The 16375-nt window shown below is 64.3% G+C and carries 12 protein-coding genes; 3 read left to right on the top strand and 9 right to left on the bottom strand.

Features of this window, described 5'->3' with window-relative positions:
* Positions 1-78 precede the first annotated feature (78 nt).
* Positions 79-1800 (bottom strand): EAL domain-containing protein, encoded by a 1722-nt coding sequence (locus GGR62_RS14345; RefSeq protein ID WP_184408536.1) that lies wholly within the window; start codon positions 1798-1800, stop codon positions 79-81.
* A gap of 3 nt (positions 1801-1803) precedes the next feature.
* On the bottom strand, positions 1804-3936 hold the full coding sequence (locus tag GGR62_RS14340; protein WP_184408535.1) for a PAS domain S-box protein: 2133 nt from the start codon (positions 3934-3936) through the stop codon (positions 1804-1806).
* 118 nt (positions 3937-4054) lie between these two features.
* Here GGR62_RS14340 and GGR62_RS14335 point away from each other — a divergent pair, with 118 nt between their 5' ends.
* Positions 4055-6841 carry an EAL domain-containing protein gene (locus tag GGR62_RS14335; RefSeq protein WP_184408534.1) on the top strand — a complete coding sequence of 929 codons (2787 nt, stop codon included), beginning with the start codon at positions 4055-4057 and terminating at the stop codon, positions 6839-6841.
* Between the two features lie 856 nt (positions 6842-7697).
* Here GGR62_RS14335 and GGR62_RS14330 read toward each other — a convergent pair.
* The 5 genes from GGR62_RS14330 to GGR62_RS14310 all read right to left on the bottom strand — a co-directional run bounded on the left by GGR62_RS14330 (position 7698) and on the right by GGR62_RS14310 (position 11695).
* Positions 7698-8021, bottom strand: a complete 324-nt coding sequence (locus GGR62_RS14330) for a hypothetical protein (RefSeq protein WP_184408533.1) — start codon at positions 8019-8021, stop codon at positions 7698-7700.
* Positions 8022-8150: 129 nt separating this feature from the next.
* Entirely contained in the window at positions 8151-9341 is a 1191-nt protein-coding gene (locus tag GGR62_RS14325; RefSeq protein WP_184408532.1) for a methyl-accepting chemotaxis protein, read from the bottom strand.
* A gap of 148 nt (positions 9342-9489) precedes the next feature.
* Positions 9490-10104: a high frequency lysogenization protein HflD gene (gene hflD / locus GGR62_RS14320; RefSeq protein ID WP_184408531.1), complete on the bottom strand. Its 615-nt coding sequence runs from the start codon at positions 10102-10104 to the stop codon at positions 9490-9492.
* Positions 10104-11240 carry a tRNA 2-thiouridine(34) synthase MnmA gene (mnmA, locus tag GGR62_RS14315; protein ID WP_184408530.1) on the bottom strand — a complete coding sequence of 379 codons (1137 nt, stop codon included), beginning with the start codon at positions 11238-11240 and terminating at the stop codon, positions 10104-10106. Before mnmA ends, hflD begins: the two co-directional genes overlap by 1 nt.
* Positions 11237-11695 (bottom strand): NUDIX hydrolase, encoded by a 459-nt coding sequence (locus GGR62_RS14310; RefSeq protein WP_184408529.1) that lies wholly within the window; start codon positions 11693-11695, stop codon positions 11237-11239. Before GGR62_RS14310 ends, mnmA begins: the two co-directional genes overlap by 4 nt.
* A gap of 250 nt (positions 11696-11945) precedes the next feature.
* On the opposite strand from GGR62_RS14310, the gene clpS reads away from it, so the two are divergent.
* A complete protein-coding gene (gene clpS / locus GGR62_RS14305) occupies positions 11946-12266 on the top strand; it encodes an ATP-dependent Clp protease adapter ClpS (RefSeq protein ID WP_029219836.1) in 321 nt (106 codons plus the stop codon).
* 143 nt (positions 12267-12409) lie between these two features.
* Entirely contained in the window at positions 12410-14692 is a 2283-nt protein-coding gene (gene clpA, locus GGR62_RS14300; RefSeq protein ID WP_184408528.1) for an ATP-dependent Clp protease ATP-binding subunit ClpA, read from the top strand.
* 424 nt (positions 14693-15116) lie between these two features.
* Here the strand turns inward: clpA and infA are convergent, their stop codons facing one another.
* Positions 15117-15335, bottom strand: coding sequence for a translation initiation factor IF-1 (infA, locus tag GGR62_RS14295; RefSeq protein WP_002813418.1), 219 nt, complete (start codon positions 15333-15335; stop codon positions 15117-15119).
* 80 nt (positions 15336-15415) lie between these two features.
* Positions 15416-16165, bottom strand: a complete 750-nt coding sequence (gene aat / locus GGR62_RS14290; RefSeq protein WP_184408579.1) for a leucyl/phenylalanyl-tRNA--protein transferase — start codon at positions 16163-16165, stop codon at positions 15416-15418.
* Positions 16166-16375: the final 210 nt, after the last annotated feature.

Genomic DNA, 16375 nt, shown 5'->3' with positions numbered 1-16375 from the left:
TCTTGACGCGTAAACTGGAAATATTGGGGAACATGCAGAGCCAGCGCACTGCCTTGCCGATTCCCCAATCCCGATTCTCTATTCCCTGCCGTTACGCAGCTCATCGTGGGTGCGGAAGGCCTGACGGATGTGTTCGCGCAGTTCGTCGTCGTTCCAGGGCTTGGTCAGGAAGCGGTAGATCGCGCCGCGGTTGATCGCCTCGGTGACGGTGGCCAGGTCGGTGTAGCCGGACAGCACGAGGCGCACGGTGTCCGGGTAAAGCATCTTGACCCGGCCCAGGAACTCGGTGCCGCTCATGTCGCTCATGCGCTGGTCCGACAGGATCACCTGTACGTCGTTGGTTGCCAACAGGTCGAAAGCATCGCGCACGTTGCCGGCGGCCAGGATGCGATAGCCATCGCGGCGGAACAGGCGCACCAGCGAGCGCAGCACGTTTTCTTCGTCGTCCAGAAGCAGCAAGGTGCGGTCGGGGCGACTCTCGGCGAACGATTCCGGGCGCAGATAGCGGCGTCGTAGTGCCATGCCGGCCGATTCGGCCGACATTGGTTCGCCGAACAGGTAGCCCTGGAAGATGTCGCAGTCGTTGCGGCGCAGAAAGCCCAGTTGCGCCTGCGATTCCACGCCATTGGCAATGACCGTCATGCCCAGCTGATGGCCCATCGCAATGATCGCGCGCGCGATCGCCGCTTCGCGGCTGCCGGCCGGCGCGCTCTTGATGAAGCTGCGGTCGATCTTCAGCCGATCCACCGGGTAACGCACCAGCGCGCTGAGGCTGGAATCGCCGGTGCCGAAGTTGTCCAGGCTCAGGCTGATGCCTTCGTTGCGCAGGTTGGCCATCGTCTCGTGGACGAAATTGACGTTGTTGGTCAACGCGCTTTCGTTGATTTCCAGGGTGACGAACTGCGCCGGCACGCCAGCGGTCTGCAACATCGCCATCACTTCGTTGAAGAAGCCCGGGCGCAGCAACTGCAAGGTGGAGACATTGACCGCGATGCTGAAATCGTCGAAGCCCTGGTCGCGCCACAGTCGCGCCTGGCGCACCGCGTTCTGCAGCACCCATTCGCCGATCTGCACGATCACGCCCAGGCGCTCGGCGGTGCGCATGAAGCGCTCCGGCACCAGCATGCCCAGCGTGGGCGATTGCCAGCGCAGCAGCGCTTCCATGCCGACGATGCGGCCGTCACGCGCGCTCACCAGCGGCTGGTAGCGCAGGCGCAGTTCGCCGTGCGGGATCGCATCGACGATCTGGCGCGCAATGATGCTTTCGCTGTGTGCGTTGGTGGTCGAGTTGCGCGAGTACAGCCGCACCGTATTGCCGCCCTCCCGCGCAGCCTGATAGCTGGCTTCCTCGGCGTAATCGAGCAGGATGGACAGCGAGGTCGAGTGCTCCGGACACAGGCTGATGCCGACCTTGCCGGTCATAAACAACGTGTACGGCAGTACCGATAACGGCAATTCCAGCTGCTGGCGGATCTCTTCGGCGAAGTCTTCCGGCAGCGGGGTGTCTTCGCGACGCACCGCCACCACCACCATTTCATCGCTGCCGTGACGCCAGAGCTTGCCGCGCGTGCCGAGGAACTCCTGCAGCCGGCGCGCCGCCAAGGTGAGCGCCTGATCGCCGACCTCGCCACTCATGTTCTCGTTGATCGAGGCGAAATGGTCGATATCGATGTGGAAGATCATCAGCGGCGGGCCGCCGGACGTGGCTGCGTCCACCAGGTGCAGCAGTTCGGGATTGCCCGCGCCCAGGCGGGTGGGTTTGACGATTTCCAGTCCGGGCGGGATTACGGGGCTCCACATGACTCAACGTCCACCATCGTCGTGGACGGACTCGCCGACCGGGTGATAGGGCAGGCGCAACGTCACGCGCGTGCCTGCTCCGGGTGATGATTCTATCGCGAGTGCGCCGCCGACGGTTTGCGCACGCTCACGCATCACGATCAGCCCAAGCCCACGCGGGCCTTCGGGCTCGAAACCGTCGCCGTCATCACTGACTTCCAGCCGAAAACTTTCGCTGTCGATCGACTGCAGGCGCATGCGCACTTCGCCCGCACAGGCGTGCCGCAAGGCATTGGTCAGGCTTTCCTGCGCAATACGGAAGCAGGCTTGTTCGATCTCGTTGCCCGGCCGCACCTCCAGCGGCTGGATGTCCAGCTCCAGGCGCACCTGCGATGCGCGAAACAACATTGACGCCTGCCAGCGCAACGCCGCTTCCAGCCCCAGCGCATCCAGTTGCGGCGGACGCAGCAGCATCGACAGATTGCGCAGCTTGGTGACGGTGCTGTCGGCCAGCGAGACCACTTCCAGCAGATCCTCGCGGCGTGCGTCAGGATCCGGCTCGTCCAAGGCGGCATGCGCCGACAGCTTCATCGCGGTGATCGCCTGACCGATATCGTCATGCAGATCGCGCGAGATCGCGCGGCGTTCGTCCTCCTGCAGCGAGAACAGCCGCTTGGCCATCGCCTGCAACTCGGCATTGCTTTCGGCCAGTGCATCGCGCATGCGCTCGGGTTCGCTCAGGTCGCGCACCACCAGCAGCTTGCAGCTGCGCCCGCCGTAACGGATATCGCCGGCCGACAAGCCGGCGTAGAAGGTGCTGCGGTCGCGGCGCCGCATCGCCCGGGCGCTGGACACCGGCTCGTTGCGGTCGCTGCCGGCGCGCAGGTACTCGCGTACCACCGGCAGGTCGCTCTCGGTGACCAGGGTCTGCAGCGGCTCGCCCAGGATGGTCTCGCCCTGAAAGCCGAACTGCGCCGCCCCGGCCGAATTGGCGTACATCACGTGCTCGTCGGCCAGGATCAACACCCCGTCAGGCAGCACCCGCACCAGTTCCCGGAATTGTTCCTCGCGTTCGCGCAGCAGGCGACGTGATTGCTCCCGCTCGCTCACGTCCTGCAGCGTGCCGTGGATATGGCGTGCGCCGCTGGGCGTGGTCACGCTTTCGGCGCGCAGGTGAATGGTGCGCGGCTGTGAATCGCCACCGGTGAGCGGCAGCAGCACATCGATCTGCATCTCCCCGCCGCTGCAGATGTCTTCGATCATGCGTTCGATACGCGCCTGGGTGGCGGTGTCGGAGGCGGTCAGCAATTCTTCCAGCCGATGTTCGCGACGATGCATCGGCACGCTGCGGCCCAGCAGCCGATACACCGCCGCCGAATAGCGCCCCATGCCGGTGGCGCGGTCCAGTTGCCACGAACCCAGCCGCGCGATGCTTTGCGCTTCTTCCAGTCGCTGCAGCGCTTCGTCGCGCACATGCTGCGCGTGATGTTCTTCGCTGCGATCGACAGTGACCACCAGGCGGGCAGGGCCGCTGGCCAGGTACAACTGATTGCTGCGGATCTCGACGTGGCGTGGACCGTTGCGGGTCAGCAGTTCCTCGTTCATGGCGCAGGTATCGTCGCCCTTGGCGCGGATCTGCGTGATGATCTCTTCCAGCCGCATGCCATCGGCATTGGGCCAGATCGCCTGCAGCGTCTGCTGGAAGAACGCGTCGCGTTCCCAGCCGAAAAATTCCAGCGCCGCCGGGTTGGCGTCGAGAATGCGCAACGTGGCCAGGTCGTAGATCAGGGCAGGGCTGGGCAGCGCCAGGAACTTGGCCTGCAGCAGCGCCTCGGACTGCGCCAGTTGGGCATATTCGTCCACGATCAGCTTCACGAAGCGCCGCAGCACCAGATGGATCACGATACTGGAGATCACCAGGAAGCTGGCATCGGACCAGCGCTCCGGCAGTGCCGCACCGGTCATGTTGAGCAGCCGGTTGCCCAGCAGCAACCAGACCACGCCCAGCAACAGGTACAGCCCGGTCAGCGTCCACAGGCCTTGCTGCAGGCGTTGGGCCAGGCGAAGTCGGGAAACCGGGGGGGACGAAAACGCGGGCGCTGCGACAGGTTGGTGCATGAGTCCGCGGACGACCTTTGAAGCGGGCGATGGGTCCATCTTAGCCGCAATGCGACCTGCTTCGGTTGCAGCCGAACCGGGCGGCTCAACTAATCCGGAAAGCGGCCGTTATCCATTGCGACTCCGAGTCCGGGGTCGATCTTCGGAGTGTTCCAGAGTGGACTCAGGCGTCATTGCAAGCATGCTGCAGCACCCGCTGACCTCGGCGGTGGTGTTGTTGGATGCGCATGGCCAGCCCCTGGCCGCCAACCGCGTTGCGCAATCGCTCGGATTGCCGGCAACCCTTGGGGCGTATGCCGAAGTGCTGGACAGCAGTCGTGCCCAGCTGGCGCACAACGGCGGCATGGCCGCCTGCGTATTGCCGGCAACGGGCGGTGGACGGCTGGAAGGCTGGTTGCGCGCGGTCTGCGATGAACAGGGCCAGGTGATGGCGTTCACCCTGAGCATTCCCGAGCCGGTGGGCGCCGATGGCACCAGCCGCTGGGAAATGGGGCTGGACAGCGCCGACCACGGGTTGTGGGACTGGGATATTCCGGCCGACGTGGTGTACCGCTCCGAACGTTGGACACGCATGCTCGGCTATTCCGAGCAGCCACTGCCGAACAATCTCACCGCGTTGTCCGGGTTGATTCATCCCGACGACCACGCTCAGGTCAGTGCCGCCGTACAGGCGCATCTGGATGGGCGTACCGATACCTACGTGGCCGAGTTCCGGCTGCGTCAGCATGACGGCCAGTGGCGCTGGATCCTCGATCGCGGTCGTGTAGTGTCGCGCACCGCCGATGGCCGCCCGCTGCGCATGGTCGGCACCCATACCGACGTGCATCACCAGAAATTGCTCGAACAGCAGCTGCGCGAGCAGCAGGCTCAGCTGGAAGAGGCCCAGCGCATTGCCAGCATGGGCAGCTGGAGCTGGGACACGCTCGACGACGCGTTGTGGGTATCGCCGGATTTCCTGCAGCAGCTCGGCATGACGGAGCTGCGCCTGCAGGGCCTTCGCGACATCTTGCGGTTGCTGGGTCGGCCGTCGCTTGCGCAGTTGCGCAGCGCCTGGCGCAAGATCAGGCATGAAGGCATGCCGGTGCAGTTCGAGCTCGAGATCGATGGCCTTCCCGGCGTCAATCCGCATCATCTACGGGTCTGGGCACAGCCGGTATTCGACGGCAACGGCGGCATGGTACGCCTGCTCGGCCAGCTGCAGAACGTCACCGAACAGCGCCAGACCGATGCATTGATCCGCTGGCGCACCGAATTGCTCAACCGTGTCTCGGCGCTGGGCAAGATCGGTGGCTGCGAGATCGAAGTCGATACGCGCCGCATGCAGTGGACCGAGGAGTGCTACCGCATCCACGGCCTGCGCAAGGAAAACATCACCCTGGAGCAGGCGCTGGCGCTGTACACCCAGGATTCGCGCGACGCCTTCGAAGCGGCGCTGCTACGCATTTCCGATGGCGGCCTGCCCGAGCAGCTGGAGTTGTGCTTCTACCGCAACTCCGGTCAACGCATCTGGGTGCAGGTGCTGATCGAGCTGGACCGGCGCGAAGGCCTGCCGCCGCGGTTTGTCGCCTTGTTCCGCGACGTTACCCGCGAACGCGAAGCCAACGAACGCATCGAGCTGCTGGCCCATTACGACCGTCTGACCGGCCTGCCGAACCGTTTCCTGCTGCGCGAACAGGCAGAGACCGCGATTCGTGAGGCGCACGAGCGCGGCCAGGTGCTGGCGATGTTGCTGATCGACCTGGATGGCTTCAAGAGCATCAACGATTCGTTCGGCCACGCCACCGGCGACAATCTGCTCAAACTCGCTTCTGCGCGGCTGCATCAGCATCTGCGCAACAGCGATCTGTTCGGCCGTTTCAGCGACGACGAATTCATCGTGCTGTTGCGCGATCTGTCCGATCCGGAAGACGCCGGCCACGTCGCGCGCAAGCTGATCAACGCGCTCGGCGAGCCGCTGCGCAAGGAGCATGTCACCCTCAAGCTCGGCGCCAGTATCGGCATCGCGTTGCAGGGCGAAGGCCTGTCGGATTTCGACAGCCTGCTACGCGCCGCCGATGCGGCGATGTATGCAGCCAAGGAGTCCGGCCGCAATACCTTCCATTACTACAGCCAGGACGTGTTGCTGCGTGCGCAGCGTCGCCTGGAGTTGGAGCATGCGCTGCAAGGCGCGCTGGAACGCGAAGAATTCACGCTGGTCTATCAGCCGCTGGTCAATACGGTGGGTGAGTCATCGCCTGCGATCGAAGCGCTGATGCGCTGGAATCGCCCAGGACATAGCCAATGCAGCCCGGTCGAGTTCATTCCGATTGCCGAGGAATGCGGCGAGATCGTGCGTCTTGGCGAATGGGTGATCGGCGAAGCCTGCCGCCAGGCGGTGGTGTGGGATCGCGCCGGACTCAATTTCAGTCGCATCGCGGTGAACGTCTCTGCCGTGCAGCTGCGCGAACGCGGCTTTGCCGAGCGCGTGCTGGAGATCTGCCGCGACAACGGTTGGTCACCACAGCGCCTGGAACTGGAATTGACCGAATCGGCGTTGATCCGCGATTCCGATTCGCTCCGCCGCTGTTTCGAGCTTTTCGAGCAGAACGGTGTGCTGCTGGCGGTTGACGACTTCGGTACCGGTTTTTCCAACCTGCATTATCTCAACCGCTTCCCCGTGCAGCGTTTGAAGATCGACCGCAGCTTCGTGCAAGGCATGCTCGACGATGCCAACACCGCTGAAGTGACCCAGGCCATCGTGCATCTGGGTCACGCGCTTGGCATGCAAGTGGTCGCAGAAGGTGTGGAAACGGTGCAGGAAGACGCCTTGCTGCGCCAGCAAGGCTGCGACGAAATCCAGGGCTACTTCTATTCACGCCCGCTGTCGCCGCGCGATATGGCCCAGTGGCTGCGCGAAGCAGAAGCCGGCATGCGCCTCGGTGCGCGGCTGGTCGTTGCGGGCTGAGCCGCAAGACGCCTGTGTGATGATTGGTGGTGCCTGACGGCAGCGGTGTACGAGCCCGCTGCCTCATAAGTCTGTGTGTCCGGGGCTATCGACCCCCTCCCGCAACACACCGCAGTCTTGCCAAGCCCGTAATGACCCTGCGTGCAGGTCTCCAGTCCTTGATGACGCGGCCTGCTGCGACAATCGTCGCATGACACGTACCTTCCGCTGCATCCCGGATCGGCCATGACCTCGCGTCGTTTCCGCTGTTCGGGGGCCGTGGCAGAACCAGGGATCCAGACCCACTGAACGCCCACTGCCTTCTGAGCCCGATGCAGGCGGAGTTGCCAACGCCTCGACGGCCTTGCGGAGCTTTCTCTGCTCTGTCTGCCGGCACAACCACGTCCGGGAGCGTCATGGCGCACAAGCGATCGCGCTGCGGTGCTTCTCGCAATGCTTCTCGACGCAGGCGACACCCAGGGCTGCCAACGTGCTGCGTCGTGCGAAGCGCTCAGCCTGCGATGCCACCCACATTGCGATGCGCACCTGCATGCATGCGAGGCGAGGAAGGATTCGCCCGATAACGGATGAAATTCTGGCCTAGCACCGGGTTGGGGATCGATCGCAGCGGGACGCAAGAGCGGGCGCAGGGTCCCGTCAACGATCCGATTCCGATCAACCGATCGAGGCTGTCACCAGCGTCGTGCAAGCGTGCGTTGACGCATGCGCAAGCGAGCGGGGGAGTGGTCACCCTGGTTGCCGCAATCGGCCACTGGCATGCAATTCACTTGCTGCTTGCGTGGCCGGATCGGCCATGCATTGCAACGTCCGGCAGTGTGCACGGCAGTCTGGGTGACACTTGCAAATCACGCCGCGCTTATGAGGGGTCGCGTCCAGACAGGTCGATGGCGGCGCCGTCCAACCCCAGATCCCACGCGACGGTGGCGAACAGCAGCGCTTCTTCGCTGCAACTGCGGCGCGGATGGATCATCGCCTGTACTTCTGCGCGCGCAGCGCGCTCCAGGCGTTCCAGTGCCGCCGGCATGCGCACGCTCCGCAGCGCAGGCCGGGCAGCCTCGCTTTGCGCGATGCGCTCTGCGCGTGCGGCCGCCAATGCCGCAGCTTCCAACGCAGCGGCTTCCCGGGCGGCCGCTTGCAGGGCTGCGCCGGATGCATCGGGTGTAGGGGCGAGTAACGTCATGGACAAACACCAGGCTGGTTGCGGAACGACGAATCCCCGGGAAGACCGGGGACTGTCGAGATCAGAGCGTGTGCGGCATCGGTCTTGCGAGTGGCCAACACGACATCGCTGTCGTGCCGGTGCCCACGCTTAGAACAATTCGACCGTGCCAGCACCCATGCCTTGCTGCGCGACCGGCTTGTGCGGCGGGCGTTCCCATTCCACGCGCAGATCGCGCAGACGGGTGGACACCTTTTGCAGCGAGGCGACCAGTTCGCCGTCGTACACGCCACCATTGCGATGCAGCAGTTCCTGCAGCGCTGTCGCTTCGCGGTTGATCGCGGTGAGGCGATCGAGGTGGGTGTGGATGCCGCTCAGCGTCTGCGTGGCGATGTCCTCGAACTGCAGGGCACGCACCGCTTCGGCCACGCTGCCATCGATGGAGCGAGCGCATTCGGAGATTTCGCGCATGCCATCGCCCAACGAGGCGTTGATCTGGGCGACGTTCTCCAGCATCGCGGCCGATTCATGGCGCGCCTCGCGGGAGCGGTCCATGTGACGCGAGGCCAGCTGCGAGACCGTTTCACGCACCTTGGCGATCGATTCCTTCGAGCTGTGTGCCAGCTTGCGGATCTGTTCGTTGAAGGTGGTGGAACGTTCGGACAGGTTGCGCACCTCGTCGGCGACCACCGCGAAGCCACGACCGGCTTCACCGGCACGTGCTGCTTCGATGGCGGCGTTCAAGGCCAGCAGGTTGGTCTGGTCGGCGATCGACTTGACGTCTTCCAGCAGCGCGAAGATGCCATCCAGGTGCTGCGCCATCTCGTCGATGTGGTGGACGGTGTTGGTGCTTTGGCCGCTCACCTGTTCCAGCGCTTCCACCAGCTGCTCCATGCGGGAGCTGGCGTGCTGGGCGAAGCGGGCGACGTCGACGCCGGCATTGCCATCGTCGCCAGCGCGGTCGACGATGCGGGCCAGTGCCTGGCTTTGCTGACGCGACTTGCGGTTCATCGCTTCGAAGCTGCCACCAAGACCGGACACGGCCTGGCGGATCAGTTCGCGGGCACGCTCGACTTCCGAGCGCGAACCGTCGACTTCGTTGCTGACGAACGTACGCAGTTCGTTGAGCAGTTGGTCCTGCTCGCGCAGGATGCGGGTCTGGTCCGGGTTGCGCCGGAACTGGGAATACGTCACCCAGGCAGCGAAAACCAACCAACTAAGGGTCATGGTCGCCAGGATCGCCCAGCGCACCGAGGCGGGCCAGTCGAATCCGACAGCGAAGGGAAACAGCAAGGTCAGAGCCAAAGGAGCGGCTAGACGGATGAGTGGACGTGAATACATGGGCGTTCTCGGCAGAGTCACGGTTGCTGTATCGGCCGTACCCCCTTTGTCTTTAGCGCCGATCGCTAGATCGTCCCGCTCCTACCAGCGTAATCGACGCACGCTAGCGAGCGCTGGCGGTGCCTGAAAGCATGCGCATTGCGTTGATTCAGCGCAGCGCGCGATCCACCGCCTCGATCATTGCACGCTTTGCGAACAGGAAATCCCACAAGCTGCCGCCCATCTGTCGCCACAGTACCGCCGAGCGCACCGCAGCGAGCAGGAGCGCGCGGATTTCCGCGACCACGCCGGCCTGGCCCAGGTAGTGCGGGTTGCCTTGCACCATGACCTTCGGGCGCAGGTGGCTGATGGTCTGCGCATACAGCCCGCCCAGCGCGCTCAGCACGTCGGGATGGCCGCTGTCGCCCAGGGTCTGCGCCTGATGCGCGGCAGCCTCGATACCGTTGGACACGGTGGTGACGGTTGCGGTGTCGCGCACGAACCGGCGCTCCAGCTGCAGCACCGCCAGCGCCAGGCGCGGCAATACATCGTCCTGGCCCTGATTGCGGAAATAGTTGTGCAGCAGCCGAAGGCCCGAGGCCAGGTCGGCTGGAGAGCCATACACGGCCTCTGGCGAGGAGGCATCCACCCGGAACACGCTGTCCATGGCGGTGCGCACCGTCGCCGCCTCCGAATGCCCGGTTTCGGCGATGCGTCGCACCTGTTGCAAGGCCTGGGCGACGCCGGCCAGCGCCAGCACGCGGTGATCCATGGAAGAACTCATCAAGCCACTACCTCAGGTGAAAAAGAAGATCCCGCCAATTGGCGTTCCAGCGGAGCATCGGTGGCGGCAATGACCGCGCCGCCCAGGCATTGCTCGCCGTCGTACAACACCAGCGACTGCCCAGGCGTCACCGCCCGTTGCGGCCGCTCGAAACGCACCTGCACACTGCCATCGTCCTGCACATCCACCGTGCACGGCTCGTCGGGCTGGCGGTAGCGCGTCTGCGCGGTGCAGCTGAAGTTGCGTGCCGGTGGCGCGTCGGCGACCCAGTGGGCCCGCTCGGACTGCAGCCAGCGCGATTGCAGCAGCGGGCTGTCGCGGTTCTGGTCCACGTACAGCACATTGCTCGCCACATCCTTGCCGACCACGTACCACGGCGCCGCAGCGCGTCCACGCACGCCGCCGATGTTCAGGCCTTCGCGCTGACCCAGGGTGAAATAGAACACCCCGGGATGCTCGGCGATACGCTGCCCTTGCGGGTCGCGGATGTCGCCGGTGCGCGCCGGCAGATAGCGGCCCAGAAACTCGCGGAAGTCGCGCTCGCCGATGAAGCAGATGCCGGTGGAATCCTTCTTGGCATGCGTCGGCAGGCCGGCGTCCTGGGCGATCCGGCGCAGCGCGCTTTTTTCCAGCTCGCCAATGGGGAACAAGGTCGCCGCCAGTTGGGTCTGCCCCAGCTGGTGCAGGAAATAACTCTGGTCCTTGCCGCGGTCGGCGCCGCGCAACAGTCGCCAGCGTCCGCCGCTGTGCGCCACCCGCGCGTAGTGGCCGGTGGCAATGCGTTCGGCGCCCAATGCCCGCGCCGCGTCCAGGAAATGCTTGAACTTCACCTCGCGGTTGCACAGCACGTCCGGGTTGGGCGTGCGTCCGGCCGCGTACTCGGCCAGGAAGTGCTCGAACACGCCGCTCCAGTATTCGCCGGAAAAATCGCGGAAGTGGAACGGGATGCCGAGCACGCCGCAGACAGCCACCGCATCACGACGGTCGTCTTCGGCGCGGCAATCGCCACTGCCGTCGTCGGCCCAGTTCTGCATGAACAACCCGGCGATGGACTCGCCTTGCTGTGCCAGGCGCCAGGCCGCCACCGAGGAATCCACGCCGCCGGAGACACCCACTACAACGCGCGGCGTGCTCATGCGAAGTGACGCACCAAGGCCAGCGGATAGCGTTGGCCGGCCAGGTAGTCGGCTACCACCTCCCACACCAGCGGGCTGCGCAGGCGTTCGGCTGCGGCGTGCAGTTGGTCCGGGGTCATCCACAGCGCGCGCACCACGCCGGTATCCAGGCTGCGTTCGGGGTGATGCGTCAACGCCTCGGCAACGAAAGCGAAGCGCAAGAAGCTCTGCCCGTTCGGTGCCACCCATTGGTAGGTACCGATGAAATGGGTCAGGCGCACGTCCCAGCCGGTCTCTTCCAGGGTTTCACGCACTGCGGCGTCCAGCAGGCTTTCGTCCGGTTCCAGATGGCCGGCAGGCTGGTTCAGCAGCAACTGGCCATTGATGGTTTCTTCGACCTGCAGCAGGCAGCCGTCGCGCACCACTACGGTGGCGACGGTGACATCCGGGTGCCAGCGCGATGCGGCAGTGCTCATCGGCCTCGGTCCTGTCCGGTTGTGGCACGCGCCACGCCGTCACTGACCGAGTGGGCTTGGCGATTGTGCGCAGGCGCGTGCGCGCCCGATGTCGCGGCGGAGGCGCACGCGGCAGCGGTGAGCGATGGCGACAACTGCAGCACGGTCGAAGGAACGGTCATCAAGGGCCAGCCAGGGAATCGGACACAAATTGTGCGTGCCGCAGCGTAAATCGTCCAATGCGCGCGACGATGAACCGTATAATGGACGAATGCCTCGTAAGACCTCCCACGAACACGATCACGGCCTGACGGTCGAAGCCAGCAAGCCCGAAGTCGCGCCACCGCCGCGCTACCAGGTGCTTTTGCTGAACGATGACTACACCCCGATGGACTTCGTGGTGACGGTGCTGCAGCAGTTTTTCAACCTCGATCTGGAGCGCGCCACCCAGGTCATGCTGCATGTCCACACCCGCGGGCGCGGGGTCTGCGGGGTCTATTCCCGGGAGGTTGCCGAGTCCAAAGTGGCGCAGGTCAACGAATTTTCGCGGATGAACCAGCACCCGCTGCTGTGCACGATGGAGCAGAGCTGAGTCCGCTAGAAGGACTATTCCAGCAGCGCAACAGTGTGGACGCGGTCACGTGCTAACGCTGTCTGAACATCCCTGTTCGATAGGGTTGTGGAAAATCCCGATAAAAGCCGCATATTGTTGGCAACAGCCGTTCGGAGTTCCCAATGTTCAGTAAAGACCTAGAGCAAACCATCGGCCAGTGCTACAAGCGAGCACGCGAGGCGCGCCATGAGTTCATGACCGTCGAGCACTTGTTGCTCTCGCTGCTGGACAATCCGTCCGCCCAGGCCGTGCTCAAGGCATGCGGCGCCGATCAGGTACGCCTGCACAACGATCTGGAGCAGGCGATCGAGGCATCGGTCTCGCGTCTGGCCGAAGATGACGGCCGCGACACCCAGCCCACGCTTGGCTTCCAGCGGGTGCTGCAGCGTGCGGTCTATCACGTGCAGTCGTCCGGCAAGAAGGAAGTCACCGGCGCCAACGTGCTGGTGGCGATCTTCGGCGAAAAAGACTCCCACGCGGTGTATTTCCTGAATCAGCAGGACATCACGCGGCTGGATATCGTCAATTACCTCTCGCATGGCATCGCCAAGCTGGGCGAGGACGGCGAGCAGCCGTCTGCGTCTGACGGCGAGCCCAAGGCCGAGGGCGGGGAGGGCGAGGCCAAGGGCGATGCGCTGGCCGAGTTCGCCACCAATCTCAACGAGCAGGCCCGTAACGGCAAGATCGACCCGCTGGTCGGCCGCGCCGACGAGATCGAGCGCACCATCCAGGTGCTGTGCCGCCGGCGCAAGAACAATCCGCTGTACGTGGGCGAGGCCGGCGTGGGCAAGACTGCGATCGCCGAGGGCCTGGCCAAGCGCATCGTCGACAACGACGTTCCCGAGGTGCTGGCCGACGCGGTGATCTTCTCGCTGGATCTGGGCGCGCTGGTGGCAGGCACCAAATACCGTGGCGACTTCGAGAAGCGCCTCAAGGGCGTGCTGACCGCGCTGAAGAAAGTGCCCAACGCGGTGCTGTTCATCGATGAGATCCACACCATCATCGGTGCAGGCTCGGCGTCGGGCGGCACCATGGACGCCTCCAACCTGATCAAGCCGGCACTAGGCTCGGGCGAGCTGCGGTGCATCGGTTCGACCACGTTCCAGGAATATCGCGGCATCTTCGAAAAAGACCGTGCGCTGGCACGTCGCTTCCAGAAGATCGACATCGTCGAGCCGACCATCGGCGAGACCTTCGAGATTCTGCAAGGCCTCAAGCCGAAGTACGAAGCCCATCACGGCGTCACCTACGCCGACGATGCGCTGCAGGCGGCGGTGGACCTGTCGGTCAAGCATATCGGCGACCGACTGCTGCCGGACAAGGCGATCGACGTGATCGACGAGGCCGGTGCGCGTCAGCGTCTGCTGCCGGAAGGCGAGCGCAAGGAGCTGATCGATATCGAAGAAATCGAAACCATCGTCGCCAAGATGGCGCGGATTCCGGCCAAGCAGGTCAGCGCGACCGACAAGGACGTGCTGCAGCATCTGGAGCGCAATCTGAAGATGGTGATCTTCGGCCAGAACCCGGCGATCGAGACGCTGGCCGGCTCGATCAAGCTGGCGCGGTCGGGTCTGGCCAATCCGGAAAAGCCGATCGGCAACTTCCTGTTTGCCGGCCCGACCGGTGTCGGCAAGACCGAGGTCACCAAGCAGCTTGCGTTGCAGCTGGGCATCGAGCTGGTGCGCTTTGACATGTCCGAATACATGGAAGCGCATTCGATCAGCCGCTTGATCGGTGCCCCTCCGGGGTATGTGGGCTTCGATCAGGGCGGTTTGCTGACCGAGAAAGTGGTCAAGACGCCGCACTGCGTATTGTTGTTGGACGAAGTGGAGAAGGCGCATCCGGACATCTTCAACATCCTGTTGCAGGTCATGGATCGCGGCATCCTGACCGACACCAATGGCCGCGAGGCGAATTTCAAGAACGTGATCCTGGTGATGACGACCAATGCCGGCGCCACCCAGGCCTCGCGTCGGTCGATCGGTTTCACCAAGCAGGATCATTCCACCGACGCGATGGAGTCGATCCGTCGCGGCTTCACGCCGGAGTTCCGCAACCGCCTGGATGCGATCGTGCAGTTCCAGCCGCTGGCTTTCGACCACATCCTGCGCGTGGTGGACAAGTTCATCATCGAGCTGGAAATGCTGTTGCAGGAAAAGCACGTCTCGCTGTCGGCCACCCCGACTGCGCGTGACTGGCTGGCCCAGCACGGCTTCGATCCGCTGATGGGCGCGCGCCCGATGTCGCGCGTGATCCAGGAGAAGATCAAGCGTCCGCTGGCCGATGAGCTGTTGTTCGGCAAGCTGGTGGAAGGTGGCCGGGTCAACATCGACGTCAAGGACGGCGAGCTGGTGGTGGAAGCGCACCCGGAACCGGAGCGTCTGTTGCCGGCAACTGTCGACTGAGCGATGCGGTTGGCTGACGCGTTCTAAGAAAAGGCCGCTCGGATGAGCGGCTTTTTTTATGTCCGGGCGGTGCGGTGTTGCGCGAACAGCGCGTTGCCGCCTCAGTGCCTGACGTTGCTCAGCGCAACACCTGGAATTTGCAACGACGTGTGGTGACGCAAGACTGACACGCCGCGTGACAAGCAGAGCGCTGCCGCATCAGTGCAAGTCTGCGTTTACGTCGCGAATAAGTGGCGAAAGCCCGCGCGCCCGGTTCACCGTCAGCTCGCGATCGGATGTCCCTCAGCGGCTCGTCTGCCAGAGTCCTTCCACCCAGGCATAAGCAACGTTTTGTCCTTCGTTCTGCTGAGGCAAGTTCCTCAGCAAATCGCGGGCACGACAAAAAGCGGCCATTGGCCGCCTCGCGTCTCACCACCAGTACCGCTTACTTCATGCGGTAGGTAATACGACCCTTGGTCAGGTCGTAGGGCGTCATCTCAACTTTGACCCGGTCGCCGGTCAGAATGCGGATGTAGTTCTTGCGCATGCGGCCGGAGATATGGGCGATGATCTCATGCCCGTTTTCCAGCTTGACCCGGAACGTGGTATTGGGAAGCGTCTCGCTGACGCTGCCTTCGAATTCAATGGAGTCGTCTTTCGACATGTAATCCTGTGCAATCACGGCTGGCCCGGGAGGGCCGTAAGGGACGGCATTTTACGCTCCATCTCCCCGTGGTGCAAATTTTATGTTAAGCGGGCTTCACCAAGTGCGCTGGCCGGGCGCTCGCCGTAGTGCGCTGACCACTTGCCGGGTGCTGCTGGTTGGGCGACCTGCGACTGCACGTGTTGCAGGAACTGGGCGCGGGGCAGGTGGTGCGCGCCCAGGCGCAGCAGGTGCGGGTTTTCCACCTGCGCATCGAGCAGAGGCCATCCGCTGGCATGCAGATAGGCGGCGAGCGCCGCCAGCGCCACCTTCGAGCCGCCGCTGGCGGCACTGAACATGCTTTCGCCGAAAAACATCTGGCCGATCGCCACGCCGTAGATGCCGCCCACCAGGCGAGCGCCATCGAATACCTCCAACGAATGCGCATGGCCCAGGTGGTGGAGTTCGATATAGGCCTGTTGCATCCGGGGGGTGATCCAGGTGCCGTCCTGGCCAACGCGCGGAATCGACGCGCAGGCGGCAATCACCTGCGCAAAGGCGGTGTCGGCGCGGACGGTCCAGGTGCTGCTGCGCAAGTGACGCTTGAAGCGTGACGACAGGCGGACGCCATCGGTACGAAACACCATGCGTGGATCCGGGCTCCACCACAGGATCGGCTGACCCTCGGAAAACCACGGGAACACGCCGTGCGCATACGCGGTGAGCAGGCGCTGCGGCGACAGGTCGCCGCCGATCGCGAGCAGTCCATCCGGCTCGCGCAAGGCGTCCTCGGCCGGCGGAAACGCGGCGGCAGGATCGGCGGCAAGCAGATAGGGAAGGCGGCGTGGCATGCCGTGAGTGTAGAGCGTGTTGTGCATCTCGCCCCTGGAGCGTGGCATGCCCGGGGAGGATGGCCGTGGGACGGGTGTGGCTGGCCCTGAGTGTGGAACACGTCCGCGCGCACTGCGGTGACGGTGCGCCATCCGCACACGCCGACAACGGGTAGCCAAGTGTGCGTGCCGTTGTTGCCGCTAATGCTTCGGGAAGGCGCCTGCGATCAG

It is taken from the genome of Xanthomonas sp. 3075, assembly GCF_014197275.1.
Taxonomy (GTDB): domain Bacteria; phylum Pseudomonadota; class Gammaproteobacteria; order Xanthomonadales; family Xanthomonadaceae; genus Xanthomonas; species Xanthomonas campestris_B.
Note: the sequence above shows the minus strand (reverse complement) of the source record. Positions and strands in the feature narration are given on the sequence as shown.

Bases quoted from the DNA above. Each gene is read 5' to 3' on its own strand.
- GGR62_RS14325 (WP_184408532.1), bottom strand. From the start codon at position 9,341: ATGTATTCACGTCCACTCATCCGTCTAGCCGCTCCTTTGGCTCTGACC.
- GGR62_RS14345 (WP_184408536.1), bottom strand. From the start codon at position 1,800: ATGTGGAGCCCCGTAATCCCGCCCGGACTGGAAATCGTCAAACCCACC.
- GGR62_RS14330 (WP_184408533.1), bottom strand. From the start codon at position 8,021: ATGACGTTACTCGCCCCTACACCCGATGCATCCGGCGCAGCCCTGCAA.
- mnmA (WP_184408530.1), bottom strand. From the start codon at position 11,240: ATGAGCACGCCGCGCGTTGTAGTGGGTGTCTCCGGCGGCGTGGATTCC.
- GGR62_RS14310 (WP_184408529.1), bottom strand. From the start codon at position 11,695: ATGAGCACTGCCGCATCGCGCTGGCACCCGGATGTCACCGTCGCCACC.
- GGR62_RS14340 (WP_184408535.1), bottom strand. From the start codon at position 3,936: ATGGACCCATCGCCCGCTTCAAAGGTCGTCCGCGGACTCATGCACCAA.
- clpS (WP_029219836.1), top strand. From the start codon at position 11,946: ATGCCTCGTAAGACCTCCCACGAACACGATCACGGCCTGACGGTCGAA.
- clpA (WP_184408528.1), top strand. From the start codon at position 12,410: ATGTTCAGTAAAGACCTAGAGCAAACCATCGGCCAGTGCTACAAGCGA.
- infA (WP_002813418.1), bottom strand. From the start codon at position 15,335: ATGTCGAAAGACGACTCCATTGAATTCGAAGGCAGCGTCAGCGAGACG.
- hflD (WP_184408531.1), bottom strand. From the start codon at position 10,104: ATGAGTTCTTCCATGGATCACCGCGTGCTGGCGCTGGCCGGCGTCGCC.
- aat (WP_184408579.1), bottom strand. From the start codon at position 16,165: ATGCCACGCCGCCTTCCCTATCTGCTTGCCGCCGATCCTGCCGCCGCG.